Genomic DNA, 25,871 nt, shown 5'->3' with positions numbered 1-25,871 from the left:
GCTGCGGCCACTCAGCTGGCGGGCGCAATGCCGGCAAAGGCGAACAACATCGGCAGGCGCTCGGCGAAACCCTGGAAACCGTGGTCGCCGCCCGCTTCGATGCGTAGGGCGCAGTGTCGGTAATAAGCCTGGGCGCGCCGGTAGTCGAGGGTCTCGTCGCCGGTCTGCAGCCACACCTGATAACGCGCCGGGTCCGTGGGCGGCTCGACAGCCAGCTCGGCCAGGGCCGTCACATGATCCTCGGTCAGTTCCCAGGTTTCGCCGCTGTAAAGGTTGGTCTGCGTGCCCAGGTAGCCGTCGAACAGCTCGTGGGGCCGCACCGCCGGGTTGATCAGCAGTGCCTTGAGCCCATGCCGTTCGGCCAGGTGGGTCGCATAGTAGCCGCCCAGCGAGCTGCCGACCAGCGTGGGGCGCCCAAGCTCGGCGATCAGCGCCTCGAGCTGGGCGATCGCCTGGCGCGGATGGTGATGCAGGGCCGGCACCCGCAGCTGTGCCTGCAGGCCCCGCGCGGTCATGGCAGCCGTCAGCTGGCTGGCCTTGGTGGAGGCCGGCGAGCTGTTGAGGCCGTGGATATAAAGAATGCTATTGCTCATAACGGGAGGCTACTAGCGCCAGCCGCCAGGCTGCAAGCGCTGCCGTCGCAGCCCTTGGTCTCAATACGCCATTCGCGCACCGGGCCTCAGTAGCCGCCAATGCTGTAGTCGGGCTCGAAGACGAAGCCCTCGACCCGCGAAACGCCGGTGTCCAGACGACCATCATCGTGCAGGCGCAGCCAGCGGTAGCCCGGCGCCGCGCTGTCGGCCTGGAAATCCTCGCTGCCCGGGGTGAACTGCACGCAGGTAGAGGGAGAAGCCAGCAACCGCAGGTCACCGCGCTGGGTGTCGATGCTCTGGTGCACATGACCCCAGAGCACGGCGCGCACCTGGGGAAAGCGCTGCAGCAGCGCGAACAGGGCATCCGGATTACGCAGGCCGATCGGCGCCATCCACTGGCAGTCGATATCCACCGGGTGATGGTGCAGGCAGATCAGATGATGGCGATCCGGCGCTTCGCTCAGGGCCCGCTCGAGGAGCAGCAGCTGGGACTCCTGAAGATAGCCCGGCACGGCGCCGGGGATGGACGAATCGAGCAGGGTGATGCGCCAGTTGCCCAAGTCGACCACCGGCTCGAGCAGGTCTGTGCCGACGCAGGCGGCCTGCATGGTGGGGATGTCGTCATGGTTGCCGGGAATCCAGCGGGCCGGCGCGTCGATCGCCGCGCTCAATTCGACGAAGCGCGCGTAGGAGGCCGCACTGCCATCCTGGGACAGGTCACCGGTGGCCAGAATCAGATCGATGGCCGGCTGCTCCTTGAGCACCTGCTCGACCACCCGCCCCAGGCTGTCGGCGGTGTCCATGCCCAGCAGCCTGCCGTCCGCATCGGCGAACAGATGGCTGTCGGTGAGCTGCACCAGCAGCACCGAAGAATCGGCTGGGGGGGGAACAAGCGCACGCGCCAAGGTGCTTCTCCTTGAGTGAGAGCGAATTATGGAAGCGGCAAGCGAGCCGGTAAACCCGAAAACAAGCACTGGTTCACAGAAATCCGACGCATTTTCATGGCCAAAGGCCATCAATCATAGCAACGGTTCGGTTTCGTGTCCGCAGGCCAGGCAATGGCTCAGCCATTCGCCGAGAAACAGGTTGAGCTGGGTTTTCTCGTCCGGCTGGTGCATGGCGGCGTTGGGATAGGGGTAGATGCCACGGAAGCGCCGGGCGCTCTGGGCACCGGTGACCTCGGCCATGCGCGCGTCGTGGTAGACGCGCACTTCCAGCTGTGGCACCGGCAACCAGGGCAGGCTGTGCTCCTGGCGCACCTGCACCGTGGAGGTATAGGGGCAGCTTTCCACCACTTCCAGCGCCAGCACGCCGAGCTGCCGCTCGCCCTGACTGAGGGCGACACGCCGTGCACTCTGTGCCTCACGCATGCCGGGCAGCAAACGCATCAGCCGCGCATAATTGGCTTCGCAAGCCGCCTGCAGCTCGATCAAGTCGACCCGGTAGCGCTCGCGCAGCAGGTTCAACCCCATAGCCCCCTGACCTCGGCGCGATTGAGCGCCAGCCACTGCAGGGCGATGATGCTCGCCGCGTTGTTGATCTTGCCATCCTTGACCGCCTGCAGGGCGTCCTCGAAGGGCCACACCTGCACGCGGATGTCTTCGCCCTCTTCTTCCAGGCCGTGTACACCGCCCACGCCGGCGCTGCTGCAGCGGCCGAGGAACAGATGGACGAACTCGTCGGAACCGCCTGGCGAAGGGAAATAGCGGGTGATCGGCCACAGCGAGGTGAGCGTCAGCCCGGCCTCTTCCTCGGCCTCGCGCAGCGCCACTTCGTCCGGCTCCTCGTTCTTGTCGATCAGCCCGGCCACCAGTTCCACCAGCCAGGGGTTGGTGGCCTTGTGCATGGCGCCGACGCGGAACTGCTCGATCAGCACCACGGTGTCGGTCACCGCGTCGTAGGGCAGCACGCACACGGCATCGTGGCGAATGAACAGCTCGCGACGCAGCACCGGGCCCATCTCGCCGGAGAACTGTCGGTGGCGCAGGTGAAAACGATCCAGTCGGTAGAAGCCGCGGAAGCATTCCTCACGCTCGATGATTTCCACCGCATCCGGGCCGGGGTTGAAGGTTTCGGTCATCTGCTGGTCTCTCGTTCGTTCATCTGCACACATTGAGCCCATCCTAGGGGCTGTCAAGGCTCTCCCGCAAGCGACGCCGCGAAAGCCTGGCCGATCCGCACGCATTGGCGAATAATCGCGAACTCCCCTGCCGTCAGGCAGTCGAACGCCCGTCCTCTGCCAATGGCTTTTTTCTGCATGAAGATCTCCAGCGTTGCCCGTCTCGGTGCCCTTTTCAGCCTCGCCCTCTTGCTTGGCGCCTGCCAGAGCCTGTCCCCATCCGACGCGCCAGCAGGCGTGGCCACCACCCACGAAAAATGGGAGCACAAGCCGGCCGATTGCAGCGCCCAGGATTGCCCGCTGGTCAACGTGGAACTGCAGCACGTGAGCGGCCAACCCGAGCTCAATGCACGCATCGAAGCCACCCTGCTCGACCTGGTGAAGGCTGCCACTGGCGCCCGGCCATCGTCGCTGGCCGAACACGAACGCGACTTTCTCGCCAACGGCAAGCCGGGCTGGGTCAGCTACCTGCAGGCCAAGGTCCTCAGCCAGCATGACCAACTGGTGGTGATCGAGCTGTCCAGCTACCACTTCATCGGTGGCGCCCACGGCGTGCCCGGGCGCACCTACCTCAACTACGACCGTGGGCAGAACGAGGTGCTGAGCCTGCAGGACATGCTGGTGCCGGGCGAGGAAGCGGCCTTCTGGCAGATCGCTCAGCGCGCCCACCAGGCCTGGCTGATCGCCCAGGGCCACGGCAACGATGTGGAGTACCGCAAGACCTGGCCGTTCGAGCGCACTGCCAATATCGCCCTGAACCCCGATGCAGTGATGCTCAAGTACGACGTCGCGCGCCTGGCGCCCTACTCCGACGGCCACCCGGAAATCCTCATTCCCTACAACCAGCTGCAGGGTATCCTGCGTCCGACGTATATGCCTGGCGCCGCGCGCTAAAAGATGGATAGCAGCCGCAAGCGCGATACCCGTCGCGCTTGCGGCTGAGGCTTGGAACCTGTTCACGATCTTTATGAAGCGGCTGCTACAAGGCAGAAGCGGACATTGAGCTTCAAGCCGCAAGCCTCAAGCTGCAAGAAGAAGCTAGAGCACTGCGGACTGCTTCTAACTTGTAGCTTGGGGCTTGCAGCTTGCGGCCGCTTGCGCCACTTAGTCGCCAAAATCGACGGACCCGGGCTGAAAAACTCTCAACAGGTTCTTAGACCTGCCGGTAAATCACCGAGCCCTCCTCCCTGAAGCGCTCGGCCTGCTCCTTGAAGCCCGCCTCGACCGCCTTGCTCTCGTCCGATAGCCCGTTCTCCTTGGCGTACTCGCGTACCTCCTGGGTGATCTTCATCGAGCAGAACTTCGGCCCGCACATCGAGCAGAAGTGGGCGACCTTGGCCGAATCCTTCGGCAGCGTCTCGTCGTGGAAGCTACGGGCGGTATCCGGGTCCAGGCCCAGGTTGAACTGGTCTTCCCAACGGAACTCGAAACGCGCCTTGCTTAGTGCGTTGTCGCGGATCTGCGCGCCGGGATGCCCCTTGGCGAGATCCGCGGCATGGGCGGCGATCTTGTAGGTAATGATGCCGGTCTTGACGTCATCCTTGTTGGGCAGGCCCAGGTGCTCCTTGGGGGTGACGTAGCAGAGCATGGCGCAGCCGAACCAGCCGATCATCGCCGCGCCGATGCCGCTGGTGATGTGGTCGTAGCCCGGCGCGATATCGGTGGTCAGCGGACCGAGGGTGTAGAACGGCGCCTCGTCGCAGCATTCGAGCTGCTTGTCCATGTTCTCCTTGATCAGCTGCATGGGCACGTGGCCGGGGCCTTCGATCATGCACTGCACGTCGTGTTTCCAGGCGATCTTGGTCAGCTCGCCGAGGGTTTCCAGCTCACCGAACTGGGCGGCGTCGTTGGCGTCGGCAATGGAGCCGGGCCGCAGGCCATCGCCCAGGGAGAAGGACACGTCGTAGGCCTTCATGATTTCGCAGATGTCTTCGAAGTGGGTGTAGAGGAAGTTCTCCTGGTGATGGGCCAGGCACCACTTGGCCATGATCGAGCCGCCACGGCTGACGATGCCGGTGACCCGCTTGGCGGTCAGCGGTACATAGCGCAGCAGCACGCCGGCATGGATGGTGAAGTAGTCCACGCCCTGCTCGGCCTGTTCGATCAGGGTGTCGCGGAACAGCTCCCAGGTCAGGTCTTCGGCCACGCCGCCCACCTTCTCCAGCGCCTGGTAGATCGGCACCGTGCCGATCGGCACCGGCGAGTTGCGGATGATCCACTCGCGGGTTTCGTGGATGTGCTTGCCGGTGGACAGATCCATCACCGTGTCCGAGCCCCAGCGGATGCCCCAGGTCAGCTTGGCGACTTCTTCCTCGATGCTCGAGCCCAGCGCCGAGTTGCCGATATTGCCGTTGATCTTCACCAGGAAGTTGCGGCCGATGATCATCGGCTCCAGCTCGGTGTGGTTGATGTTGGCTGGGATGATGGCGCGGCCACGGGCGACTTCCTGGCGTACGAACTCCGGGGTGATTTCCCTGGGAATGCTGGCGCCGAAGCTGTTGCCGCCGTGCTGTGCGTCGAGCAGACCGGCCGCGCGGTGCTCGGCGAGCTTCATGTTCTCGCGGATGGCGACGTATTCCATCTCCGGGGTGATGATGCCCTGACGCGCGTAGTGCATCTGGCTGACGTTCTTGCCGGCCTTGGCGCGGCGCGGGTTGCGCACATGGGCGAAGCGCATCCTGGTCAGTTCCTCATCGGCCAGGCGGCGCTGGCCGAATTCGGAGGACAGGCCGCCCAGGCGCTCGGTGTCGCCACGATCCTCGATCCAGGCGCTGCGCACATCGGCCAGGCCCTTGCGCACGTCGATGGTCACGCTCGGGTCGGTGTAGGGACCGGAGGTATCGTAGACGGTGACCGGGGCATTGATCTCGCCACCAAAGTCGGTCGGTGTGACATCCAGGCTGATCTCGCGCATCGGCACGCGAATGTCCGCTCGTGTGCCCTGCACGTAGATTTTCTGGGAACGGGGGAAGGGCTGGATCGACTGCTGGTCGACCTGGGCGGACTCACTGAGGTTCTGCTGTTGTTGTTTGCTGCTCATCGGCTGGCTCCTCGGCTGAATGTCGGGGAGAACCTGATGGATGCACGCGATGAAGCAACGCCGAGCCGAGACTATTCGAGCATGCAGGAGTCTTGAAGAGCGCCGGCATGATCAAACAGCCAGGGCGCGGGCACACCACGAGTGTGGTGTGGGGGAATCCACCATGCAGGTCGCTGAAAACTATCTGCGTTGCCATCGCGGCGTTAAAAACCGGCTCAAAATGCTCATGTACTACTCGTACACTCCGCTTTTTCGCCACTTTTTTGCCTTGCGCTGGCTGCCTCGCCTACGTTTTTAAACGATCTGTAGAGGTGGATACCTCTTGTTCCCTACGCAGGCCTTAACCTGATCAGGTTCAACGGGATCCGGAACTTTCCGATCTCAGCCTCCGATTCGAGGCACCCCGACAAGAACCTGGCCAGTCTACTGGCAGCCTCCGGTGGCGGCAATGCGAAGCAGACCCGCTGGTCGCCTGCGTCGCGCCTTGACCACCCCGGTGGCCGGGCTTAGTCTCGCCTGCTACTGCCCCTCTAGGATCCATCGACATGCTGCGCAGACTCTCCCTGGCCGTTGCCGTGACCGCCACTTCAACCGCCACGGCCTGGGCAGAACCCGCGCCGCTATCGGTGCGTACCGACCTGATGTCGGTGTACCAGGAAGCCGCTGCCAACAATGCCGACCTGGCCGCCGCCCGGGCCGACTACCAGGCGCGCCGCGAGGGCGTGCCCCAGGCCCGCGCCGGCCTGCTGCCGAATCTCAGCGCCGGCGCCCAGGTGCAGGACACGCGCACCGCCCTGGAAAAGCCGCCCGCTACCCTGTCACGCAGCGGCACCCTGTACCAAGCCAACCTCAGCCAGCCATTGTTCCGTGCCGACCGCTGGTTCCAGCTGCAGGCGGCCGAGGCGGTCAGCGAGCAGGCGGCGCTGGAGCTGTCGGCCACCGAGCAGAACCTGATCCTGCAGAGCGCCGAAGCCTACTTCTCGGTATTGCGCGCCCAGGACAACCTGGCCTCGACCAAGGCCGAGGAAGCGGCTTTCAACCGTCAGCTCGACCAGGCCAACAAGCGCTTCGATGTCGGCCTGTCGGACAAGACCGACGTGCTGCAGGCCCAGGCCGGCTTCGACAGTGCACGGGCCAATCGCATCACCGCCCAGCGCCAGGTCGACGATGCCTTCGAGGCGCTGATCACCCTGACCAACCGCGAATACCGCAGCATCGAGGGCATCCAGCACAGCCTGCCGATTCTCACCCCGATGCCCAATGACGCCACCGCCTGGGTCAACACCGCGGCGGCCCAGAACCTCAACCTGCAGGCCAGCAACTTCGCGGTGAATGCCGCCGAGCAAACCCTGCGCCAGCGCAAGGCCGGCCATGCACCGACCCTGGACGCGGTGGCCAGCTACCAGCGCGGCGACAACGACAACCTGGGCTTCACCAATTCGGGCCGGCCCACCGAGCCGGTCTACGGCAGCGACGTATCGCAACGCAGCATCGGCCTGGAGCTGAACATCCCGCTATACAGCGGCGGCCTGACCAGTTCCCAGGCGCGCGAGGCCTACCAGCGCCTCAGCCAGTCCGAGCAACGCCGCGAAGGCCTGCGCCGTGAGGTGGTGCAGAACACCCGCAACCTGTACCGGGCGGTGAATACCGATGTAGAAACCGTGCAGGCACGCCGCCAGTCGATCATCTCCAACCAGAGCGCGCTGCAAGCCACGGAAATCGGCTATCAGGTCGGCACCCGCAATATCGTCGACGTGCTCGATGCCCAGCGCCAGCTGTACAGCGCGGTGCGCAACTACAACGACGCGCGCTACGACTACATCCTCAACAACCTGCGCCTGAAGCAGGCCGCCGGCACCCTCAGCCCGGCCGATCTGGAGGCGCTGGGCGCCTACCTGAAACCGGACTACAACCCGGACCGCGACTTCCTGCCCACCGACCTGGCCAAGGCTGGCGAAGCGAAGCTGCAGGGTGAGTAAGCGGACGAGGAATACAGAGGCACTCGTTAAGTCGCCAATCGTGGGAGCGCGCCATGCGCGAATTCGCTGGCATGGCCCGCTCCCACAGCAGCAAACCAATCACCACATACACCGCTTAGCTGCAGGCTTGTGAATTAGACGAGTAGGCTTAAGCGACCAACCTTGCCAACCCATCCAGCAGGCGCTTCAGCGCCCCCTGGTTGGCCTTGAGCACCGCCAGCCCGGCATCGCGCATGGCGGCCGCCCGCGCCGGCTCGCTCAGCAGCACCGCCACCTGATCGCCCAGCGCCTGGGCATCCGTCACCTCGCAAAGCGCGCCGTGCTCGAGCAACTGCGCGGTGATCTCCAGGAAATTGAAACGGTGCGGCCCCATGAGCACCGGCAGGCCCAGCGCGACAGGCTCCAGTGGGTTGTGGCCACCGGTCTCGACCAGGCTGCCGCCGACGAAGGCGATATCAGCCAGGGCGTAGAGAAACATCAGCTCGCCCATGCTGTCGCCAAGCAGCACCCGCACGTCGGGGCCAACCGCCTCGCCCGAGGAGCGCCGCACGTAACCCAGGCCCGCTTCACGTAACTGCACCGCGGCCGTGTCGAAACGCTCCAGGTGGCGCGGCACCAGAATCAGCAAGGCATCCGGCTGGCTGGCGAGCAATCGCCGGTGCGCCTGGATCACCAGCGCATCCTCGCCCTCGCGGGTGCTGGCAGCAATCCACACCGGCCGTTGGCGCGCCTGCCACTGCTCACGCAGCGCAGAGGCGCGAGCCGACACCTCGGCATCCACCTGCTGGTCGAACTTGATCGAACCGGTCACTTCAACGGCTTCGGGGCGCGCACCAAGGCCGATAAAGCGCTCGGCTTCGACCTGCGTCTGCACCGCGAGCAGGTTCAATTCAGCGAGCATCGGCGCGGTGAGCTTGGCGAAACGCCCATAACCTCTGGCCGAGCGCGCGGACAAGCGCCCATTGGCCAACGCCACCGGAATGCCGCGACGGGCGCACTGGTGGATGTAGTTGGGCCACAGCTCGGTCTCCATGATCACCGCCAGCTTCGGCCGCACCTGCTTGAGGAAGCGCGCCGCGGCCCAGGGCAGGTCATAGGGCAGGTAGCAATGCTGCACCCGCCCGGCGAACTGCACCTCGGGAAACAGCGCGCGGATGCGTTCGGAGCCGGTGGGCGTCATGCAGGTCAGGGTGATCGGCAAATCCGGATAGCGCGCCAGCAGCTCGCGCACCAGCGGTGCAGCGGCGATGCTTTCACCCACCGACACGGCATGCACCCAGATGCCGCCGGGGCGCAGAGGCGGCAACAAGGCGAAGCGCTCGCCAACGCGCTGGGTATAGGCCGGCGCCCGCCAGGCACGCCAGGCCAGGCGCAGGCCGATCAGCGGCAGGCAAAGGTGAAACAGCAGGCTATAGAGATGTCGGTTCATGGCGGCGAAGCTTAGGGATGCGGGCGGGGCAGCACAAGTCGCGCCACGCCCTCACGCCTTGAGCACCTGCAAGCGCTCGGCCAGCGAGCCGGCCAACCATTGGGCGGCAGGCCCCAGCGCTTCATCGCGGCGAAACACCAGTTCCAGCGGCAGCGGCGGCGCGATCCAGTCGCTGCGCAGCTCCACCAGATGGCCCTGGTAGGTCGGGTACTGGGCCACATGCCGCGGCAGGCAGGCCCAGCCCAGGTTGCGCATCAGCAGCTCGGCCATCGAATAGAAGCTGTCCGCATGCCAGGCCGCCGGGCTGATCCGTTCGTTGCCCGGGTACTGGGTGTCCTGCAGGGTGATCAGCAGTTGCCGATGGCGCGCCAGCTCACGGCGCCCGACCGGGCCGGCCTGGGCCAATGGATGGCCGGCGCCACAGACCATGACCATTTCCACCATGCCCAGGCGCCGGCGCTCGAGCTCCGCCGGCATGCCTTCGTGGTGGAACAACAGGCCAAGGTCGGCCCGCCGTTCGATAAGCTGGCGCGCCACCACGCCCTGCCCGCCGCTGGTCATCTGCACTTCCACACCTGGAAAGGCCCGCGCCAGCGCCTCGAGGCTGTCGAGCACGGGGGGCAGCGGCAGGGCTTCGTCCTGGGCGAGCCGCAGGCAGGCTTCTTCGCCCTGGGCCAGGCCAAGCGCCCGTCCCTCCAGCCGCTCGCACTGGCGCAGCAGCTCGCGGGCCTCTTCCAGTAGCGCCAGACCGGCGTCCGTCAACCGTGGCTGGCGACCGCTGCTGCGCTCGAAAAGACGCACGCCGAGGTCATCTTCCAGCGTTGCCACTGCAGTGCTGACCGCCGACTGCACGCGCCCGAGCCGCCGCGCCACGGCAGAAAAAGAATGGCCCTCGGCCACCGCCACGAAGACTTCCAACTGCTCAAGATTCCAGCGCACTACCTATCTCCCATACAGATAGGTAATCAATTTACCTAACGGCCAGGGCCGGTAAAATTGAAAGCCTGTTTAGAGGAGTGCTGCCGATGAATGGTTATCTCTATCTCGCGTTGGCGATTGCCGCCGAAGTCGTCGCCACCACCTCCATGAAGGCTGTCGACGGGCTCAACAAACCCCTGCCGCTGTTGCTGGTGATTGCCGGCTACAGCATCGCGTTCTGGATGCTGATCCTGGTGGTTCGCACCATTCCCGTGGGCATCGCCTACGCCATCTGGGCGGGACTGGGCATCGTGCTGGTCAGCATCGCGGCGATGTTCGTCTACGACCAGAAGCCCGACCTGCCGGCCGTGCTGGGCATGGGCCTGATCGTCAGCGGCGTGGTGGTGATCCAGCTGTTCTCCCGCGTCACCGGTCACTGAGCGTTATACTGCGCACCTGTTTTTCTGCGAGGCGCCTGCATGTCCCAAACTCTGAGCACAGACGTCCTGATCGTCGGCGGCGGTGTTGCCGGCCTGTGGCTGAATGCGCGCCTGCGCGCCAAGGGCTACGCCACGCTGCTGGTGGAGCGCGAAAGCCTGGGCGGCGGTCAGAGCGTCAAATCCCAGGGCATCATCCACGGCGGCGCCAAATATGCGCTGCATGGCGCCCTGAGCGGCGCCTCGGAAGCCATCGCCGACATGCCGCGGCGCTGGCGCGAGGCGCTGGATGGCAACGGCGAACTAGATTTGTCCGGTGTGCGCTTGCTCTCCGATGCCCATTACCTGTGGTCGCCGGGCACCCTGGCCGGCAACCTGACCAGCTTCTTCGCCAGCAAGGCGGTGCGCGGCCGCGTCGATCAGGTCAAGGGCGAGCAACTGCCGCCGGCGCTGCAGCACCCGAAATTCAGGGGCAAGGTGTACCGCCTGGCCGAACTGGTAGTGGACGTACCCAGCCTGATCGCGCGTCTGGCCGAACTCGCTGGCGACAACCTGCTGGCCGCCGATGACATCCAGGCGCTGCACGAAAACGGCCAACTGGTCGGCCTGCGCGTCGACGGTCGCGAGATCCGCGCCCAGCGCATCGTGCTCAGCGCCGGCCGCGGCAACGCCGACCTGCTGGCCAGCCTCGAGGTCGCCCAACCCAACCAGCAGCTGCGCCCGCTGCATATGGTGATGGTCAAGGGCCCGAGCCTGAAACCGCTGTACGCCCACTGCCTGGGTGGCGGCCCCAAGCCGCGCATCACCGTGACCAGCCACCCGAGCGCCGACGGTGAATGGGTCTGGTACCTGGGCGGCGACCTGGCCGAAGCCGATGGCGTGGCCCGCGACGAAGCGGCGCAGATCGAGGCGGCGCGCAAGGAGCTCACCCAGCTGCTGCCCTGGATCGACTTGTCTACAGCCCGGTGGGCGACCTTGCGCGTCGAGCGTGCGGAGCCCGCGCAAAGTGGCCTGGTGCGCCCCGACAATGCCTTTCTCAGTGACCAGGGCGCCCTGCTGGTCGGCTGGCCGACCAAGCTGGCCCTGGCGCCGGACTTCGCCGATCGCGTGCTGAGCCATCTCGAACGCGACGGCATTCGTCCGGCGACTCACGCGGCCGTGCCCGAACTGCCACGCCCGGTCATCGGCCGTACCGCGTGGGAGGCGGCGTTCTGATGCGTGATCTGCACCAGCTGCATCGCCCGCTAGGCTCCACGGGCCTGAGCGTCTCGCCTCTGGGCCTGGGCACGGTCAAGCTGGGTCGCGACCAGGGCGTCAAATACCCCAGCGGCTTTACCATTCCCGATGACCAGCAGGCCCTGCAGCTGCTCGGCCTGGCGCGGGAGCTGGGCATCAACCTGCTCGACACCGCACCCGCTTACGGCAGCAGCGAACAGCGCCTCGGCCCGCTGCTGCGCGGCCAGCGTCACGACTGGGTAATCGTCAGCAAGGTCGGCGAGGAGTTCGACAACGGCCTGTCGCATTTCGACTTTTCCGCTGCGCACACCCGGCGCTCGGTGGAACGCAGTCTGAAACGTCTGGAAACGGACTATATCGATCTGGTGCTGGTGCATTCCAACGGTGACGACCTGGCGATTCTGCGCGACGAAGGCGTCTACGACACCCTGGCCGAGCTCAAGCAGGCCGGGCTGATCCGCGGCTTCGGCTTCTCCGGCAAGACGCTCGAAGGCGGCCTGCTGGCCCTCGAGCGCGGCGACTGCGCCATGGTCACCTACAACCTGGGCGAGCAGCAGGAACGTCCGGTATTGGACTATGCTGCCAGCCACGGCAAAGGCGTGCTGATCAAGAAGGCCCTGGCCAGCGGCCACGTCTGCCTGGACAGCGGTGTCGACCCGGTACGGGCCAGCTTCGAGCTGATCTTCGCGCATCCCGGCGTGGGCAGCGCCATCGTCGGCACCATCAACCCGCTGCACCTGGCGCACAACGTGGCCGTGGCGGCCGAGGTTATTGCCGGCACTAAACCTGGTAGCACAGGATCAGCAGAGTGATGTACAGGCGTGCCGCGCACGCCGTTAACGCCGCCCAGGCGGCCGACCCCGACGCAAGAAGGAGCCGACATGCCGCGCATCATTTCCCGCAAGGACCCCGCCACCTTCAAGACCCTGCCGCTTTATGTCGAGGCAACGCCTGACGGCATCGCCTACCAGAGCCTGGGCCGCCCGCTGAACTTCAGCGAGATGCTCGAACGCCGCAAGCCCGTCGAACTTCCCGACAGCCAGCGCTTCGCCGTGGAGCTGGCCAACCTGGGCGTCTCGGTACGCCTGACCCTGAACTGGCAAGGCCGCGAGTACTGGCTGCTGGTGCGCCAGCGTCGCCACGACCGCGGCGACGTGGTGCTCAAGCTGATCTCCGGCTACGTGCCGGCTCACGAACTCAACCTGCCGCTGTTGACCGCCATCCAGGAAGTGGCCGAAGAGTGCCTGCTGGAAACCAGCGAGGGCTGGCTGTACGGCCGCTTCGGCGACACCTGGCTACCGGCGCCCTACGAGGGTGCGCTCAGGTACCGGGAAAACATCCATTTTCGACTCAGCCCGCTGTCGGGCGCAGCGCGCCCGGTGCAGTGCGGCAACCTGACCTTGCTGGAGCGTCCACGAGCCTACGTGCATGTGCCCACCGCCTCGCTGCAGCTGGTCTACGATCTGTGCCTGGACTTGCCGAAGGAAGCCAAGCAGCCCAGCCTGCTGCATGTCGACGAATACCTGGAGAACGGCAAGCTGATCGCACGTCTGGACCACAGCCGCCCGGACCTTTACCTGATTCCGCTCGACGGGGGCCGCCCCAGCGCCGAGCTGCTGACCCTGCGCCAGGGCCAGCTGGTATCGGCCAGCACCCGCGGCCTGTGGCTGGCAGAAAGCTTCGCCGCCCAGGACGGTTGGCTGGTACGCGATGAACGCATTCGCTGGAAGGACTGGCTGGCGCTGCAGAACCTGACCCCGAAAGCCGAAAAACCCGAGGGTACCGTGTTCAGCAGCGCCCCGGCACCCGCGCCGCAGGTTCGCCTGGATACGGCGACTGCGGTCTGATCGCGGCCCACGCCTAAAAGCACAACCCCGCCAGGTGGCGGGGCTCTGTTTACGCCATCAGCGACTGCGAATCTTCTCGACGATGGCCGTGGTCGAGCTGTTCTCGACCAGCCCCAGCACCCGCACCTCGCCGCCGTAGGCCAGCACGATGTCGGCGCCGACCACCTGGTCGATGCCGTAATCACCGCCCTTGACCAGCACATCGGGCTGCACCTGCTTGAGCAGCCGCTCGGGGGTGTCCTCGCTGAAGCTCACCACCCAATCCACGGCGCCGAGACCGGCCAGAACCGCCATGCGGCGGTCCACGGCATTGATCGGCCGGCCCGGGCCCTTGAGGCGGCTCACCGAAGCGTCGTCATTGATCGCCACGATCAAGCGGTCGCCCTGGGCACGCGCCTGCTCGAGGTAGGTCACGTGGCCGGCATGCAGGATGTCGAAGCAGCCATTGGTGAAGACGATCTTCTCGCCATGGGCACGGGCATCCTCGGTGGCCAGCAGCAATTGCTCCAGGCTCAGCACCCCGCGCTCCGAGCCCTCTTCGCGCTGCACGGCACGGCGCAGCTCCGGCGTGCTGATGGCTGCCGTGCCCAGCTTGCCCACCACGATCCCGGCCGCCAGGTTGGCCAAGGCCACGGCCTGGGGCAGATCCTCGCCCGCGGCGATGGAGGCGGCCAGCGTGGAGATCACCGTATCCCCCGCGCCGGTCACGTCGAATACCTCGCGCGCACGCGCCGGCAGGTGCAGCGGCGCGTGATCCGGCCGCAGCAGCGTCATGCCATGCTCGCCACGGGTGACCAGCAACGCGCCCAGGTCGAGCTCGCGCATCAGGCGGGCACCGCGGCTGACCAGCTCGGCTTCGTCCTCGCAACGGCCGACGATCAGCTCGAACTCACTGAGGTTCGGGGTGATCAGGCTGGCGCCACGGTAGATGGAGAAATCCTTGCCCTTCGGGTCGGCCAGCACCGGAATACCGCGGGCCCGGGCCGCCTTGATCAGCACCTGATGGTTCTGCAGGGCCCCTTTGCCGTAATCGGACAGCACCAGCACCTTGACCTGATCGAGCAACTGCTCGACCTGCCGTGCCAGGGCCTCGGCATCGGTGTGGAACGGCTCTTCGAAATCCATGCGCAGCAACTGCTGGTGACGACTCATGACCCGCAGCTTGACGATGGTCGGCTGGTCTTCGATGCGCTGGAAATAGGTCTTCACGCCGATGGCTTCCAGACTCTGCTGCAAACTCTGTGCAGCCTCGTCTTCACCGGTAACGCCCACCAGCACCGCAGGCGCGCCCAGCGCCGCGATATTCAGCGCGACATTGGCCGCGCCACCAGGGCGATCCTCGATCTGCTCGACCTTGACCACCGGCACCGGAGCCTCGGGCGATATACGCGAGGTAGCGCCGTGCCAATACCGATCGAGCATGACATCGCCCACCACCAAAACGGGCGCCTGATCGAAACGGGGCATGGATAACTTCATGCGGAAACTCCGGAATTGCAAAATCGTCGCGGAGAATAGCACATCAGCTATTGCACACCGCCGGCAGGCACTCTGGCAGCGCTCAGCGATCGAACGGGCGCACCCAGAACAGCTCATGGCGCCGCACGGCCTTGCGGAAAAACTCGTCTTCACCGGCTTGCGGCCAGCGACGTGCTGCCAGGCACCATTGAATGAAACGCCGCATACGCTTCTTGAAGGGTAGCGGCGTTTGCAGATCGTGCTGCATCGCCAGCGCCTGGCTCTTGTCGAGCAAGACATGGTCGTCGAGGTGCAGGCACCACAGCTTGTCGGCCGGCAAGGACTCGATGCACGGCGGTAATGCCACACCATTGCCCGCGGGGCCCATGGGCCAGCGGTCATTGTCGGCCAGGTGGTTGGCGTACAGCAGTTGCACCTCGGGCTGCCAGCCAGATTGCCCGATGGCCTGGCGCAACGCGCGGCCCGTCTGATTATGGTCAGGATGCGGATCGAGCTCGGGGTGTGGAAGCACAACGACCTCAGGCTTGAAATGCTGCAACAGCGCGGCGAGATCGGCGATCAGGTTGTTCCAGGTCGGCGCGCCATCCACGTCGCCCGGTAGTTCTAACGCATTGAAACGTCGAACGCTGCGGATATCCGAGTCACCAGACTCACGCGAGGCAAACGCCACGGCCGGCTCTGCCTCCATCTGCCGCAGTTGCATGCAGTAATAGCCAAGCTGCACGCAACGGCTGGGCTCGACCCCACCCCACAGGGGTACCGTCTGACTGCTCCAGCTGCGCAAGCGTCCCTTCAGGCGAGCGGCAGCGGCGTCGCTGAGGCCAAGACGGCGGTAGAAGTCGGCCTCGATCTCACCTTGGGTCAAGGTAACAATGGACACCTCGCTACTGCGGCTGTAAAGCCCAAAGGCAGCCAATTCGGCATCGTCTGCATGGGGCGCGAGCACCATTACGCGACGGCGCGAGTAATCCGGGTTACTGAAGCAATACAGGGTTACCTCGCGCCCCAGTTTGCAGAAGCGCCCGCGCAGCTTCAATTGCCCACTGCGCAGCAATGGCAGCAATCCCGAAAGGTTGAGAAAGCGCACACCGTCGACGCCCCGTTCGAAATCCTGTCGATCAAGATCCTCGCCCTCGCCGATTAGCACATGAGGGTCGAGACAGCGACCCAGCCAACTGCTGCGAATATGCACGGCCAGTACCAGCGTGTCGGCACTCTCAGGCCACGAGCCCGCGTGTGGGGACATTTGCCCGCCACGGTCGAGCAGCACCGAGAGGCTGAGGCTCTCTGGCGCAAAGGCGTGCCGGTAGTCGTCACGGGGCGAGTAGAAAAGGTGATCGGAAAACCAGGCTTCGTGGGCGATCCAGGCCAGCACCAGGACGACCGGCGCCGTTCCCCACGAACCGAACCAGTCAAGCGCCACCAAAATCGGCAGTGCCACGACCATAAGAATGCGCTTGTTACGCCGATGCCGGCGTACCAACTGCTGCTTGCGTGCTTCCATTCACTTACACCCGAAAAACAGGCTGGCGATTACACCAACGATCCTTGTATTCAACATCCGCTCTGCCGAACGAGTAGCGCAGCGGCTTTCCTCGCAGGCGCGCATCTTCCCATGCGGACTGGGTATTGATAAAGGTGAGCACACTGCCGGGGCTGAAATCACGAGAGGCTGGATCGACTCCACCGTTGATATATTCGATGCTGATCCAGTCTGGCGATTCGACCCTGTACAGAACCTGAACGGCTACGGGTTTGCCGTCGAGCTGCAGATAATTGCCCCAGAGAAAATCCTTCAGTGCTTCGAACACTTCGCAAAGATGCTGTTTGCCGGGAACATCGAAGCCCCATCTTTTTTCGAACAGTTCCGTGTAGATGGCAGCCAGGGCATCGGGCGACAGGCCCGAAACCGGCAGGATTTCACCCCCCGCCCCTTCCAGAATTCGCAACTCGCGCCGCTGGTTGTAGCGGAATTTCTTGCCGTATTCCTCCGGCTGGCGCGCCAGGGCCAACTCTTCCCGCTGTTTGCGCAGTGTCGATACCCCGCCTTCATGCAGGGTAGTCACATAACGCATGCGCTGGCGAACCGGAGCCATGGTTCTTGGGGCGACCGGCAATATCACCTCGGCATTGCCCAGATCGAAAAAGTCGCCTCGCCCCTGACGCTTGAGCACATCGCGTGACAACGCTAGGTGGCGCCCCCAGGTCGGTATGGCAGCTTTGAGTTCGCCATCGATGAAGTGGCCCAAATAGCGCACCGGAATTCCGGCCAACCCGGCCAACCGCTGAACGACCTGTGGATGGGTGATGACGCTGCCACCAAAACGGGCCCAGGCCGCGGCGTAATCGTCAACAGCGATGGGTACCCAGCCACGCTCGCGCCAGCTTCGCAGGTGACTCAGCATCAGAGGCCCTGCTGGGTGGCGACGATTTCGCCCCCCTCGTCGAACTGCCTCGCGTGCAAGCGCGTGTAGTATTCGTTTTGCCCCAGCAACTCGGCATAACTACCAAGCTCCACGACCTGCCCTTGGTCCATTACCAGAATCAGGTCAGCCTTCTCGTTGGTGGTCAGGCGGCGAGCGATTACTAAGGTGGTGCAGCCCTGCGTCACCCGATCCAACGCGGCCTGGATATGCCGCTCGGACTCGGTGTCCAGCGCGGAGGTGGCCTCGTCGAGAGTCAGCAGCAGTGCATCCTTGAGCAATGCGCGGGCGATGGCCAAGCGCTGGCGCTGACCGCCAGAGAGTAACACTCCGTTCTCACCGAATAAGGTGTTGTAACCCTGCGGCATCTTCTCAATGAACTCGGCGGCATAGGCATTGCGGGCGGCCTGCTGTACTGCTTCCCGTGGAGCACCAGTCAGATCGCCGTAGGCAATGTTGTTGCGCACCGTGTCGTTGAACAGAGTGAAGTGCTGGGTGACCAAGGCAATATGACGACGCAGGTTGCGCAAGGTGTATCCCTCGACATCCAGCCCATCGAGCAAAATAGTTCCCTGCTCATGGTGATAGAAACGCGGAATCAGATTCGCCAGGGTCGATTTGCTACCACCGGAACGGCCGACCAGCGCTACGATCTGCCCTGGCTCGGCGATGAACGAGACGTATAGCAGTACCGGCTTTTCCGACCCCGGATAGCTGAAACTCAAGTCGCGCACCTCCAGACGCCCTCTGACGCGCTCGCGTTCCTGCATTCCGCGATCAACCTCCGGCATCTCATCGAGCTGTTGAAAGATACCCTCGGCACCAGCCAACCCCTTTTGTATGGTAGAGCTCACCTCGGATAACTGACGAATAGGCTTAGGCAACAAACCGGCCAGAGTGATATAGGCCACCAGGTCGCCCGCAGAAGCATCGCCGCGCATGAACAGGAACATGAGTATCGCCATGGAGCTAAAGATTACCAATTGCAGCATTGGCGTATAGACGGCTCCTGTCTTGGTCATACGTAACTGTTTGAGGGTGTTGTCGTTGGAGGCAGACCAAAAACGCTCCAACTCGTAAGGCTCGCCACCAAAACTAAGCACGACGCGGTATCCCTGAATGGTCTCGGATGCGACATGAGTCACGTCGCCCATAGCTACCTAGATCTACCACCGTCATACCTTCACGAATCACTACCTTGATCGCATCAGTGGCCGCACCGGTGACCATGGTTACGGTGATACGCGAAATCAGGTGCCCGGAATTGTGATTGTCGAAATATCGATTGGGCAGAACGAGGAGCTTGCCGAACAGCGCCACGCGCAGATCATGCACCAACCCCAGCGAAACCTTGGCCAGGAAATAATTACCTAAATACGAGCCAATGCCTTGCCATAGTGCGATCAACACGATTAGCAGCGGCACCGTTTGCAGCAGTTTCAGGTGGACGAGAAAGGGAATCTCCGACAGATAAGAGACGCCAGCGAAAAAGCTAGCCCCGGGATTCGATAGGCCGTAGACGAAGTACTTGAGGATGTCGCCCAGCATCGGCTGGGTCGCAGCGAAGATCAAAAAACCCATAATACTGAACAGGAAAACACCCATATACGGCCTGACATACCGCAGCAACCGCAGCAACCGCAGCAACCGCAGCAACCGCAGCAACCGCAGATAGATGCGAAGATCCGATTGCCGGTTAGAATTGGCCACTCTCGATCCCAAAATATTCAGAGAAAGTTGATGCGGATTATACCAGCGAACGAATTACAGCAGTGGCTCGAGCAGGGCGCGGTGCTAGAGCAGGACGGTCGGGGCCCCAAGGTACTGCGCCAGCCGGATGGGCGCCTGCTGAAGATCTTCCGGCCGCGCCGTCGCCTGTGGTTTGCTCGCCTACGCCCTGCTGCGCAGCGCTTCGCCAGCAACGCCGAGCGATTGGGCGGGTGCCAGATCGCAACCCCCAAGATCAGCGAATGCCTGTGGCTCGATCGCGACCACGCGATCAGCGCCTGCCTCTATTCGCCCTTGACTGGGCGTTCGCTGGACCAGCTGTACCGCGAGCAACGCAAGGAGTTCGACGCCCTGCTACCGGCCCTGGCCCAATTCATCTACCGTTTACACCGGCGGGGCATCTACTTCCGCTCGCTGCACTTGGGCAATATCCTGCAACTGCCCGAAGGCGGCTTCGGCCTGATCGACTTCCTGGACATGCGCTTCAAGCGCGGGCCGCTGAGCAGCCGGTTGGCGCGACGCAACCTGGAACACCTCAGAGGCTACCTGAGGCGCAACCACATCGAAGACTTTCCCTGGCAGCTCCTGCTGCAGGCATACGAGCAACAGCTCGTGGCCGACGCCACACGCTAATGGCGCTAGGGCGCCGGAGACTGCTCGGCAGAGCTGGCCCGCAGATTGCTCGCCAGCGCCAACGCGATAGGCAACCACGTCACGAACCAGATCGGCTCAGGCTTCACCCAAGGTGCCGTACCGTCCGTTAGCACCACCAGACCCGAGTATAACCAAAGGGTGACGAGCGCACCGCCATGGGCGGTGTGACGCGCTCTGAACGCTCGCCATCCGGCCCATAGCCAGAGCCCCGCCCACAGCAGCAAGCCCGGCAGCCCGAAACGGATACCAACGTCGAGGAACATGTTGTGCGGATGGCGGGAGCTGAAGTTAAGCGTAGCGGCCTTGACCCAGTACTCCTCGAAGCCCAAGCCATGCTCCCAGTTCGAGAGCAGCAGATTGAACCCTTCCGACCATAGCTCGGGTCGGTACGACAAACCCCGGTTTAACAGGAACGAGGGTTTGAGCAAGAGCACGATAACCAGCAGCGCGATAGAGACCAGGGCCATCACATACAAGGCGCGATGGCGAGAGAGAATACTGCCGCCGACGAAGGCCATCGCCAGACACAGCCAGACCCAGCGACTCTGGTTGAAATACAAGAACAAACCATAGCAGGACAAGGCCAGCAGGACCGCGCAAAGCTCCCACGGCTTGCGCTTACCCGTCAGCCCCAGCATGGCGGTCAGGATCACCAGTGCGCCGCAGGCTTGTGCCGCTGGAATAATGACCCGCCACAGCCCCATCGACACCACCCGCTCGCCATAGCGATGGCCCTCAACCCAGTAGAAGTCGATCCATGACCAGCCAGCCCCTAGCCCTCCGAGCAGGCCGCACAGCAGCAGGAAGTCGGCAAAGCGTGCCTTCAGGTGCAAGGCGCAGACCATAACGCCCAGCAAGCTAAAAGCGATATAGAAAGGCAACTTGAGTTCGCGAAGGTCATCCTGCCCTTCGAGCGTCAGCGCCACGACGAGCCAGTACCAGAGGGACAGCGCCAGATACAGCCAGACGAACGTCCCGGGGACTGGCGGGTACTGTTTTCTCAGGACAAGAAAATGAACAAACGCTGGCCCCCAGAGCAACAGGATGATCAGCCGGTGGTAATAGGAATTGCTGGGTAACAGCCATGGCCCGCACAGGAAGCAAGCCAGACCGAGGACGGTCAGCCAGGCAAGCCTGTTGCCCAGACGCTCTCTACTCATGAAAAACAAACATCACCGCCATTCGGACAAGGACTTGAGCAACACCCGCAGATACACCGCGAGGCAATTAATTCGGCCGTACTGTTCGGCGATAAGCGACAACTCACGAAAATCCAGCAGCCCAGCGCCGCGGATGCGCGCCTGCAGAGCTCTGCGCTGAGTTTTGAGCAGGCGCTTTCGCTCCCGCCGCTCCAGCCGTTGCAGCTCCTTATCTAGCAGCGCCTGTAAGCGCTCCTCGCCTTCCCCGCGCAACCCCAGCGCCTCCTGGCGAACCTTTTCGTAAACCCTAAGTTTGTAGTCGGAAAAATCCAGCGTCTGGGTGGCGCTGTTTTTATGTACCCGGGTCAGCGCTAACACCTGCGGATTATCCAAAAATGCCAAGTGGGCGCCACGCAGGATGCAGCGCAACCAGTAATCCCAATCCTCAAGCGCACGCATCTCGGTGTCGAAGTCGCCCACCCGGTCGATCATGGACTTGCGCACCATTGCTGCGTGAATGGCCATGTTGTTGCCCCTAAGGAACACCGGAAGCGCGACATCGTGTCGGCCATCAATCGCCACTGCCCACTCCTGCTCGGAGGAGAGATCGAGCTTGGTAAACAGACAGCTCTCGTGGCCATCCAGGAAATAGCGAAAACGTGAGTATGAAATATCGATATGAGGGTTGTTCTGGAAATGCCCGATATGAGCTGCCAGCTTATTCGTCGTGAGCAGATCGTCGGCGTCGAGGAACATCAGGTACTCGCCACTGGCATGGCGGATTCCGGTATTTTTTGCCGCAGATGTGCCACCGTTCGGCTGGCGAACGTAGACGATCCTCGAGTCCTCGCCCAGTAGTTGCGCCGCGACTCTTTCCGTATCGTCCGTCGAGCCGTCGTCGACGATTATCGCCTCCCAGTCCGCCCAAGATTGCGCCTGCAGACTGGCAATTGCCTGCCCCAAGAAGCACGCGTAGTTGTAGCTTGGAATGACCACCGAAACCTTCGGTGCCCTTCTCTGCCCCCTGTCAGCCGCGTCCATGGAGCATCCGCGCCAGGCCACGTAACGTTTTCCAGCGCCAGAAGCGCGGCGGAATCTCGCGTAATAGGGCCCAAGCCAGAGCGCGATCGCTGCGCGCGCACTTGAGCAGCATCGAGCTGCGAAAACGTGCGCAGACCTGAGGGTAGGCCGGGTGGCCGCTGAAACGGGCATAGGTCTTCAGCACGTTATCGACCATGAAGCGGTAATTCTTGTAGGTGTTGCTATCGTGTACCCGATAGAGCGCCAGGGGCTCGTCGAGAATGTCGATGAAATAGCCGGCATGGGTGATCTTCAGCTCGATCATCAGATCCTCGAGACGTACATCGGGCTCGAAGCCGCCGACCCGCTCCAGCGCCTCGCGGCGAAATAGCAAGGTGGGAGCCGGCGCGCCCGGCTTGCGGTCCATAAACACATCTTCGAAATCCAGCCGCCGCAACGGCAGCGCGCGCGGCTTAGCGCTGGGCTTTCCGTCGGTGTCGATGATCTGGATAGCGCCTGCGCAAATTCCCACTTCGGGCTTGCCGGACATGTAGGCCACCTGGGTGGCTATACGCTCAGGGAGCATGATGTCGTCGGAGCCGAAGGGGGCAATCAGGCTGCCCCTGGCTCGCTCGATGGTCTCGTTCAAGGTGCGCGAAAGGCCCTTGTTGATCTGCACACGAAAGTCGAAGCCATGCAGCTTCTGCAGCGCCTGGATGCGCGCCACGCTGTCGTCGCGAGAGCCGTCATCCACTACCAACAGTTCTATGTTCGGATAGCTCTGCTGCAGCACGCTCTCGATACTCGCCTCGATATAGGGCGCATGGTTGTAGGAGGCGATGATCACGCTGACCAGCGGCTGCGAGGAATCACTCATGGACGTCATTGTGGCCACTCAAAGGAAATTGAAGCGCGCGCGCAAAGCCTGCCAGACGGAGGTTTTGCCTACCTCGGGCCAGGTCTGCTGCAACACGCCGAACAACTGCTCGGCCAGATGCTTATGGCTCATATGCGCCTCGACGAAGCGACGCCCCTGGTCGGCTATCGCCTCGGCCAGCACTGAATCGCCACGCAACCTGGCGAGGTGCCCGCGCAACTCGTCAAGGTCGGAATACAGCAGCAGATGGACGCCATCCTGCAGGCCGATGGCCGCCTCCTCGCGCCCCTGGCGCCAGGCGAGGAGCACGCAGCCGCAGGCCATCGCCTCGAAGTTCTTGGCCATGTACTCGCCGAGCCCGACATCGGCGCTGACGAAATAGCGGATGCGGTTGAGCATCTCGCGATAGGGCTGGCCCGGCGCGGTGCGCAGCAACTGTAGCGGCTCTTGCGCTGCCAGCCGTTCCAGCAACTCCTTGCGCCCGCCATAAGCGGCGCTGGCGGTACGCCCGACGAAACCCAGCTCAATATCCCGCGCAACCGCCTCGCAGTAGACGGCGCGCGGATCGTAGCCCTTGGCGAGGAAATGGACGTTGAACCCCTCGCCGCGCAGGCGCTCGGCGACACTGGCGCCGGTCACCACGATTCGGGCGTTGGGGAGGGCGCGATAGAAGCGACTGAAGCACCCGCGCCAACGGGATGCGGCCAGGTAATTCTGGCAGGCGTCTTCCTCGTAGACCAACAGTCCGGGGATTTGTCGCAAAAAGGCGGTCTGGCGGCAAATGTTCTTGAAGTGAAGGTCCAGCAGCACGCGGTCATAACGCCCTAGGTCGAGACCGTGGAGATAGCGGCGCAGGCGGCGTTGCTCGGACTTGTCGAGAATGCGCAAATCGAGGTCGACTAGTTGTCCAAGCCGTTCATGGACACAGGACAGGTCCGGCTCGCGCCCCGCACTGCTGAGCACCAACACCTTCATGGGGTTCGGCTCAACCACAGACGGATGGCCTTGCGAACGTAAGGCCACTTCAACGCCATCCGCCAATCCGTACGCAGCGCTTCGCGGTAGTAGCCACGCGCGTGGTCGCGGTCGCCGGCTAACAGGCAGGTACGGAACAGCGACAGGCACCGCTGGGCGCAGTATGCGGGCTTAAGTGTTTGCAGGTCGGCAGGCAGTTGACGGAAGACCTCGTCCACAAGGGCCAAGCCGACGCGGCGTGCCGCCTCGGCGTTATGCCGCAGGCTGTCGGGATGCTTGTGGATGCGCGCCAGCATCAGGTCAAGGAGCGCAACTCGAGGCTGGCTCAGGCAGTAGGCAAACACCGGGATGTCCTCGCTGTGCCGCAGAAACTCGGGATAGGGCCGCTGCAGCAGCAACTCGCGGCGGAACAGGCAGGCGCCGTGACTAAGGGCTATACGCTTGTCCAGCAGGTAGTACCGCAAGCGCGGCAAGACGTCGGCAGGAACGGCACTGGCGGGATGCTCGCGCTCGCGGCCATCGGGCTGCACAGCCACGTGCCCGGCCAGCCACAGATCCACCTCGGGCTGGGCGCGCAGGCGTTTACAAAGGCCTGGCAGCACCCCGGGCGCCAGCTCGTCGTCGGCGTCAAGCAGCAGCACATGACGCCCACGCGCCAGTTGCACCCCCTTGTTACGAGCCGCAGAAGGGCCGGCGTTGTCCTGGCGCACGCCCTGGAAGGCGGCACCATGACGCTGACTCAGACTAACGAATACCGCCGGTGTGTCGTCGCTGGAGCCATCGTCCACCACCCATAGTTCAACTTCGGGGGTCGCCTGAAGCAGCACCGAGTCGACGGCACGCGACAACACGCCAGCATAGTTATAACTGGGGATAATGACCGAGAGTAGAATGCCGGCACTCATTGAGCCGCCTCACAGCGAGCGACCAGCCGCTTGAAGGCCCTCTCCGCACGCGACACCCCGAGAAAGACCATCCAGGCGCGTTTGATCGAGCCCAGCGAGATGAGCGGCCGTACTACTTCGTTGTCACCCCATCCCGGGCGCCAGCAGAAGCCGTCGCGCCGTTTGCGATAAAGAGTCAGCACAGGCACGCCGAGAGCGGAGGCCAAATGTCCGACTCCGGAGTCATTGCCGATCACATAACCTGACTCATACAGATGAGCCGCTAGCTCCCGGGCATTGGCAAACTGCGGAACGGCGAACTCCGGCTCGAAGCGCTGCGCCCACGCCGCTCGCTCCTTCGGTGATAACACAAACTGAGGCTCGAACCCTTCCCGCCTTAGGCGCCGGGCCAGGCGCAGATACTTTTTATGGGGCCAGTTTTTCTTCACGTTGTATGAAAGCGGGTGGAGCATCACACGCCGAGCATGGCGGCGATGCTGGAGCGTGGAAGGCATCTGCAGGCCGATATCGCTACTGGCATCGCTCAGCCCCAAGCGCATACGACAGAAGGCAACCGCCTGCTCGACCATACTGACGCTGTCGTCCGGCAGGCAACGCAGCGGCCCGGCGGCTGCAGCCAGAGGAGCCAGAAGGCGAGCCTTTTCCGATGGCAGTCGCGCCAGGGTATCGACCGCCGAATCCTGCACGAATCGTGAGTCGACTTTCAGTGTGCCGACGAAGACATAACGCTTGGCCAACTCCTCGGCCGCCTCAGTATAGCGGGTCAGCATGCTGCCCATGTCTGAGATAACCAGATCGAAACCACCGAGCGCCGCGAATGTGTCCGCGGGCAACGGCAGCGGCCGGGTCTCGAATAGCGGCAACCAGTCGTTGAGGGGGCCGAAGTGATTGCTCAGCACCGTCACCCGATAACCAGCGCGCGCCAGGTTGGCAGCCAGCACCAGGTATACGCATCCATCCCCTAAGCCCATGGAAGGCACCAATGCGATCCGACAATCAGCCGACACCACCGATAGATGGGTATCAGCGTGCGTTAAAACCTCGGCCATCAAAACTCCCGCATAATTCAATAT

24 protein-coding genes, 1 pseudogene and 1 riboswitch are annotated in these 25,871 nt (G+C 63.6%); of the genes and pseudogenes, 7 read left to right on the top strand and 18 right to left on the bottom strand.

Going from position 1 to position 25,871, the window contains the following annotated elements; all coding sequences use genetic code 11:
- Nucleotides 1-11: 11 nt before the first annotated feature.
- From SA190iCDA_RS04350 to SA190iCDA_RS23135, 5 genes are all read right to left on the bottom strand, one after another.
- Entirely contained in the window at nucleotides 12-593 is a 582-nt protein-coding gene (locus SA190iCDA_RS04350; RefSeq protein ID WP_070885165.1) for a YqiA/YcfP family alpha/beta fold hydrolase, read from the bottom strand.
- 86 nt (nucleotides 594-679) lie between these two features.
- The gene (cpdA, locus tag SA190iCDA_RS04345) at nucleotides 680-1,498 is read right to left on the bottom strand and encodes a 3',5'-cyclic-AMP phosphodiesterase (protein ID WP_070885164.1); all 819 of its coding nucleotides are present in this window, start codon (nucleotides 1,496-1,498) and stop codon (nucleotides 680-682) included.
- A gap of 114 nt (nucleotides 1,499-1,612) precedes the next feature.
- Nucleotides 1,613-2,065: a DUF1249 domain-containing protein gene (locus tag SA190iCDA_RS04340; RefSeq protein ID WP_070885163.1), complete on the bottom strand. Its 453-nt coding sequence runs from the start codon at nucleotides 2,063-2,065 to the stop codon at nucleotides 1,613-1,615.
- Complete coding sequence (locus tag SA190iCDA_RS04335) at nucleotides 2,056-2,673, bottom strand: NUDIX domain-containing protein (protein ID WP_070885162.1); 618 nt, start codon at nucleotides 2,671-2,673, stop codon at nucleotides 2,056-2,058. The genes SA190iCDA_RS04340 and SA190iCDA_RS04335 overlap by 10 nt, the downstream gene beginning before the upstream one ends.
- Nucleotides 2,674-2,726: 53 nt before the next feature.
- Complete coding sequence (locus SA190iCDA_RS23135; protein ID WP_268963872.1) at nucleotides 2,727-2,852, bottom strand: hypothetical protein; 126 nt, start codon at nucleotides 2,850-2,852, stop codon at nucleotides 2,727-2,729.
- Between SA190iCDA_RS23135 and SA190iCDA_RS04330 the strand changes: the two genes are divergently transcribed.
- Nucleotides 2,851-3,606: an RsiV family protein gene (locus SA190iCDA_RS04330; RefSeq protein ID WP_070885161.1), complete on the top strand. Its 756-nt coding sequence runs from the start codon at nucleotides 2,851-2,853 to the stop codon at nucleotides 3,604-3,606. The genes SA190iCDA_RS23135 and SA190iCDA_RS04330 overlap by 2 nt on opposite strands.
- 259 nt (nucleotides 3,607-3,865) lie before the next feature.
- On the opposite strand, the gene thiC is transcribed toward SA190iCDA_RS04330, so the two are convergent.
- The gene (thiC, locus tag SA190iCDA_RS04325; protein WP_070885160.1) at nucleotides 3,866-5,752 is read right to left on the bottom strand and encodes a phosphomethylpyrimidine synthase ThiC; all 1,887 of its coding nucleotides are present in this window, start codon (nucleotides 5,750-5,752) and stop codon (nucleotides 3,866-3,868) included.
- A gap of 309 nt (nucleotides 5,753-6,061) precedes the next feature.
- A riboswitch (TPP riboswitch) is annotated at nucleotides 6,062-6,168 on the bottom strand.
- Nucleotides 6,169-6,297: 129 nt separating this feature from the next.
- On the opposite strand from thiC, the gene SA190iCDA_RS04320 reads away from it, so the two are divergent.
- Nucleotides 6,298-7,731: a TolC family outer membrane protein gene (locus SA190iCDA_RS04320; RefSeq protein ID WP_070885159.1), complete on the top strand. Its 1,434-nt coding sequence runs from the start codon at nucleotides 6,298-6,300 to the stop codon at nucleotides 7,729-7,731.
- A 148-nt stretch (nucleotides 7,732-7,879) separates the two neighbouring features.
- On the opposite strand, the gene waaA is transcribed toward SA190iCDA_RS04320, so the two are convergent.
- Nucleotides 7,880-9,160, bottom strand: coding sequence for a lipid IV(A) 3-deoxy-D-manno-octulosonic acid transferase (gene waaA, locus SA190iCDA_RS04315; RefSeq protein WP_070885158.1), 1,281 nt, complete (start codon nucleotides 9,158-9,160; stop codon nucleotides 7,880-7,882).
- Nucleotides 9,161-9,211: 51 nt separating this feature from the next.
- Nucleotides 9,212-10,099, bottom strand: a complete 888-nt coding sequence (locus tag SA190iCDA_RS04310) for a LysR family transcriptional regulator (RefSeq protein ID WP_070885157.1) — start codon at nucleotides 10,097-10,099, stop codon at nucleotides 9,212-9,214.
- Between the two features lie 86 nt (nucleotides 10,100-10,185).
- On the opposite strand from SA190iCDA_RS04310, the gene SA190iCDA_RS04305 reads away from it, so the two are divergent.
- From SA190iCDA_RS04305 to SA190iCDA_RS04290, 4 genes are all read left to right on the top strand, one after another.
- Nucleotides 10,186-10,518, top strand: a complete 333-nt coding sequence (locus SA190iCDA_RS04305; protein WP_013793240.1) for a DMT family transporter — start codon at nucleotides 10,186-10,188, stop codon at nucleotides 10,516-10,518.
- A gap of 39 nt (nucleotides 10,519-10,557) precedes the next feature.
- Nucleotides 10,558-11,730, top strand: coding sequence for an NAD(P)/FAD-dependent oxidoreductase (locus tag SA190iCDA_RS04300; protein ID WP_070885156.1), 1,173 nt, complete (start codon nucleotides 10,558-10,560; stop codon nucleotides 11,728-11,730).
- Nucleotides 11,727-12,563, top strand: coding sequence for an aldo/keto reductase (locus SA190iCDA_RS04295; protein WP_170833929.1), 837 nt, complete (start codon nucleotides 11,727-11,729; stop codon nucleotides 12,561-12,563). The genes SA190iCDA_RS04300 and SA190iCDA_RS04295 overlap by 4 nt, the downstream gene beginning before the upstream one ends.
- Nucleotides 12,564-12,632: 69 nt before the next feature.
- Nucleotides 12,633-13,598: a metal ABC transporter ATPase gene (locus SA190iCDA_RS04290; RefSeq protein ID WP_070885154.1), complete on the top strand. Its 966-nt coding sequence runs from the start codon at nucleotides 12,633-12,635 to the stop codon at nucleotides 13,596-13,598.
- Nucleotides 13,599-13,655: 57 nt separating this feature from the next.
- Here the strand turns inward: SA190iCDA_RS04290 and hldE are convergent, their stop codons facing one another.
- The 4 genes and pseudogenes from hldE to SA190iCDA_RS04270 all read right to left on the bottom strand — a co-directional run bounded on the left by hldE (nucleotide 13,656) and on the right by SA190iCDA_RS04270 (nucleotide 19,105).
- Entirely contained in the window at nucleotides 13,656-15,077 is a 1,422-nt protein-coding gene (hldE, locus tag SA190iCDA_RS04285; RefSeq protein ID WP_070885153.1) for a bifunctional D-glycero-beta-D-manno-heptose-7-phosphate kinase/D-glycero-beta-D-manno-heptose 1-phosphate adenylyltransferase HldE, read from the bottom strand.
- 82 nt (nucleotides 15,078-15,159) lie between these two features.
- A complete protein-coding gene (locus SA190iCDA_RS04280; protein WP_070885152.1) occupies nucleotides 15,160-16,581 on the bottom strand; it encodes a PIG-L deacetylase family protein in 1,422 nt (473 codons plus the stop codon).
- 4 nt (nucleotides 16,582-16,585) lie between these two features.
- On the bottom strand, nucleotides 16,586-17,482 hold the full coding sequence (locus SA190iCDA_RS04275) for a GNAT family N-acetyltransferase (RefSeq protein WP_070885151.1): 897 nt from the start codon (nucleotides 17,480-17,482) through the stop codon (nucleotides 16,586-16,588).
- Nucleotides 17,482-19,105, bottom strand: a pseudogene (locus SA190iCDA_RS04270) (ATP-binding cassette domain-containing protein). The gene SA190iCDA_RS04275 and the pseudogene SA190iCDA_RS04270 overlap by 1 nt, the downstream one beginning before the upstream one ends.
- A gap of 135 nt (nucleotides 19,106-19,240) precedes the next feature.
- Between SA190iCDA_RS04270 and SA190iCDA_RS04265 the strand changes: the two are divergent.
- Nucleotides 19,241-19,861: a lipopolysaccharide kinase InaA family protein gene (locus tag SA190iCDA_RS04265; protein WP_070885150.1), complete on the top strand. Its 621-nt coding sequence runs from the start codon at nucleotides 19,241-19,243 to the stop codon at nucleotides 19,859-19,861.
- A gap of 5 nt (nucleotides 19,862-19,866) precedes the next feature.
- On the opposite strand, the gene SA190iCDA_RS04260 is transcribed toward SA190iCDA_RS04265, so the two are convergent.
- The 6 genes from SA190iCDA_RS04260 to SA190iCDA_RS04235 are packed head-to-tail and all read right to left on the bottom strand — an operon-like array spanning nucleotide 19,867 to nucleotide 25,847.
- Nucleotides 19,867-21,042: an O-antigen ligase family protein gene (locus tag SA190iCDA_RS04260; protein ID WP_070885271.1), complete on the bottom strand. Its 1,176-nt coding sequence runs from the start codon at nucleotides 21,040-21,042 to the stop codon at nucleotides 19,867-19,869.
- Between the two features lie 12 nt (nucleotides 21,043-21,054).
- Nucleotides 21,055-22,062 (bottom strand): glycosyltransferase family 2 protein, encoded by a 1,008-nt coding sequence (locus SA190iCDA_RS04255; RefSeq protein WP_070885149.1) that lies wholly within the window; start codon nucleotides 22,060-22,062, stop codon nucleotides 21,055-21,057.
- Complete coding sequence (locus SA190iCDA_RS04250; RefSeq protein ID WP_070885148.1) at nucleotides 22,049-22,918, bottom strand: glycosyltransferase; 870 nt, start codon at nucleotides 22,916-22,918, stop codon at nucleotides 22,049-22,051. Before SA190iCDA_RS04250 ends, SA190iCDA_RS04255 begins: the two co-directional genes overlap by 14 nt.
- Nucleotides 22,919-22,936: 18 nt before the next feature.
- Entirely contained in the window at nucleotides 22,937-23,893 is a 957-nt protein-coding gene (locus SA190iCDA_RS04245; RefSeq protein WP_070885147.1) for a glycosyltransferase, read from the bottom strand.
- Nucleotides 23,890-24,798, bottom strand: a complete 909-nt coding sequence (locus SA190iCDA_RS04240; RefSeq protein ID WP_070885146.1) for a glycosyltransferase family 2 protein — start codon at nucleotides 24,796-24,798, stop codon at nucleotides 23,890-23,892. The genes SA190iCDA_RS04245 and SA190iCDA_RS04240 overlap by 4 nt, the downstream gene beginning before the upstream one ends.
- Complete coding sequence (locus SA190iCDA_RS04235) at nucleotides 24,795-25,847, bottom strand: glycosyltransferase family 9 protein (RefSeq protein ID WP_070885145.1); 1,053 nt, start codon at nucleotides 25,845-25,847, stop codon at nucleotides 24,795-24,797. The genes SA190iCDA_RS04240 and SA190iCDA_RS04235 overlap by 4 nt, the downstream gene beginning before the upstream one ends.
- Between the last annotated feature and the right edge of the window lie 24 nt (nucleotides 25,848-25,871).

Origin of the sequence: Pseudomonas argentinensis (genome assembly GCF_001839655.2) — a bacterium.
GTDB lineage: Bacteria > Pseudomonadota > Gammaproteobacteria > Pseudomonadales > Pseudomonadaceae > Aquipseudomonas > Aquipseudomonas argentinensis_B.
The sequence above is the reverse complement of the archived record's forward strand: the minus strand, read 5'-3'. Positions and strand labels throughout refer to the sequence as shown.

Bases quoted from the DNA above. Each gene is read 5' to 3' on its own strand.
- SA190iCDA_RS04280 (WP_070885152.1), bottom strand. From the start codon at position 16,581: ATGGAAGCACGCAAGCAGCAGTTGGTACGCCGGCATCGGCGTAACAAG.
- SA190iCDA_RS04265 (WP_070885150.1), top strand. From the start codon at position 19,241: ATGCGGATTATACCAGCGAACGAATTACAGCAGTGGCTCGAGCAGGGC.
- SA190iCDA_RS04305 (WP_013793240.1), top strand. From the start codon at position 10,186: ATGAATGGTTATCTCTATCTCGCGTTGGCGATTGCCGCCGAAGTCGTC.
- SA190iCDA_RS04290 (WP_070885154.1), top strand. From the start codon at position 12,633: ATGCCGCGCATCATTTCCCGCAAGGACCCCGCCACCTTCAAGACCCTG.
- hldE (WP_070885153.1), bottom strand. From the start codon at position 15,077: ATGAAGTTATCCATGCCCCGTTTCGATCAGGCGCCCGTTTTGGTGGTG.
- SA190iCDA_RS04255 (WP_070885149.1), bottom strand. From the start codon at position 22,062: ATGGACGCGGCTGACAGGGGGCAGAGAAGGGCACCGAAGGTTTCGGTG.
- SA190iCDA_RS04275 (WP_070885151.1), bottom strand. From the start codon at position 17,482: ATGCTGAGTCACCTGCGAAGCTGGCGCGAGCGTGGCTGGGTACCCATC.
- SA190iCDA_RS04335 (WP_070885162.1), bottom strand. From the start codon at position 2,673: ATGACCGAAACCTTCAACCCCGGCCCGGATGCGGTGGAAATCATCGAG.
- thiC (WP_070885160.1), bottom strand. From the start codon at position 5,752: ATGAGCAGCAAACAACAACAGCAGAACCTCAGTGAGTCCGCCCAGGTC.
- SA190iCDA_RS04300 (WP_070885156.1), top strand. From the start codon at position 10,558: ATGTCCCAAACTCTGAGCACAGACGTCCTGATCGTCGGCGGCGGTGTT.
- SA190iCDA_RS04240 (WP_070885146.1), bottom strand. From the start codon at position 24,798: ATGAGTGCCGGCATTCTACTCTCGGTCATTATCCCCAGTTATAACTAT.
- SA190iCDA_RS04330 (WP_070885161.1), top strand. From the start codon at position 2,851: ATGAAGATCTCCAGCGTTGCCCGTCTCGGTGCCCTTTTCAGCCTCGCC.
- waaA (WP_070885158.1), bottom strand. From the start codon at position 9,160: ATGAACCGACATCTCTATAGCCTGCTGTTTCACCTTTGCCTGCCGCTG.
- SA190iCDA_RS04350 (WP_070885165.1), bottom strand. From the start codon at position 593: ATGAGCAATAGCATTCTTTATATCCACGGCCTCAACAGCTCGCCGGCC.
- SA190iCDA_RS04235 (WP_070885145.1), bottom strand. From the start codon at position 25,847: ATGGCCGAGGTTTTAACGCACGCTGATACCCATCTATCGGTGGTGTCG.
- SA190iCDA_RS23135 (WP_268963872.1), bottom strand. From the start codon at position 2,852: ATGCAGAAAAAAGCCATTGGCAGAGGACGGGCGTTCGACTGCCTGACG.
- SA190iCDA_RS04245 (WP_070885147.1), bottom strand. From the start codon at position 23,893: ATGAAGGTGTTGGTGCTCAGCAGTGCGGGGCGCGAGCCGGACCTGTCC.
- SA190iCDA_RS04250 (WP_070885148.1), bottom strand. From the start codon at position 22,918: ATGAGTGATTCCTCGCAGCCGCTGGTCAGCGTGATCATCGCCTCCTAC.
- SA190iCDA_RS04320 (WP_070885159.1), top strand. From the start codon at position 6,298: ATGCTGCGCAGACTCTCCCTGGCCGTTGCCGTGACCGCCACTTCAACC.
- SA190iCDA_RS04260 (WP_070885271.1), bottom strand. From the start codon at position 21,042: ATGAGTAGAGAGCGTCTGGGCAACAGGCTTGCCTGGCTGACCGTCCTC.
- SA190iCDA_RS04340 (WP_070885163.1), bottom strand. From the start codon at position 2,065: ATGGGGTTGAACCTGCTGCGCGAGCGCTACCGGGTCGACTTGATCGAG.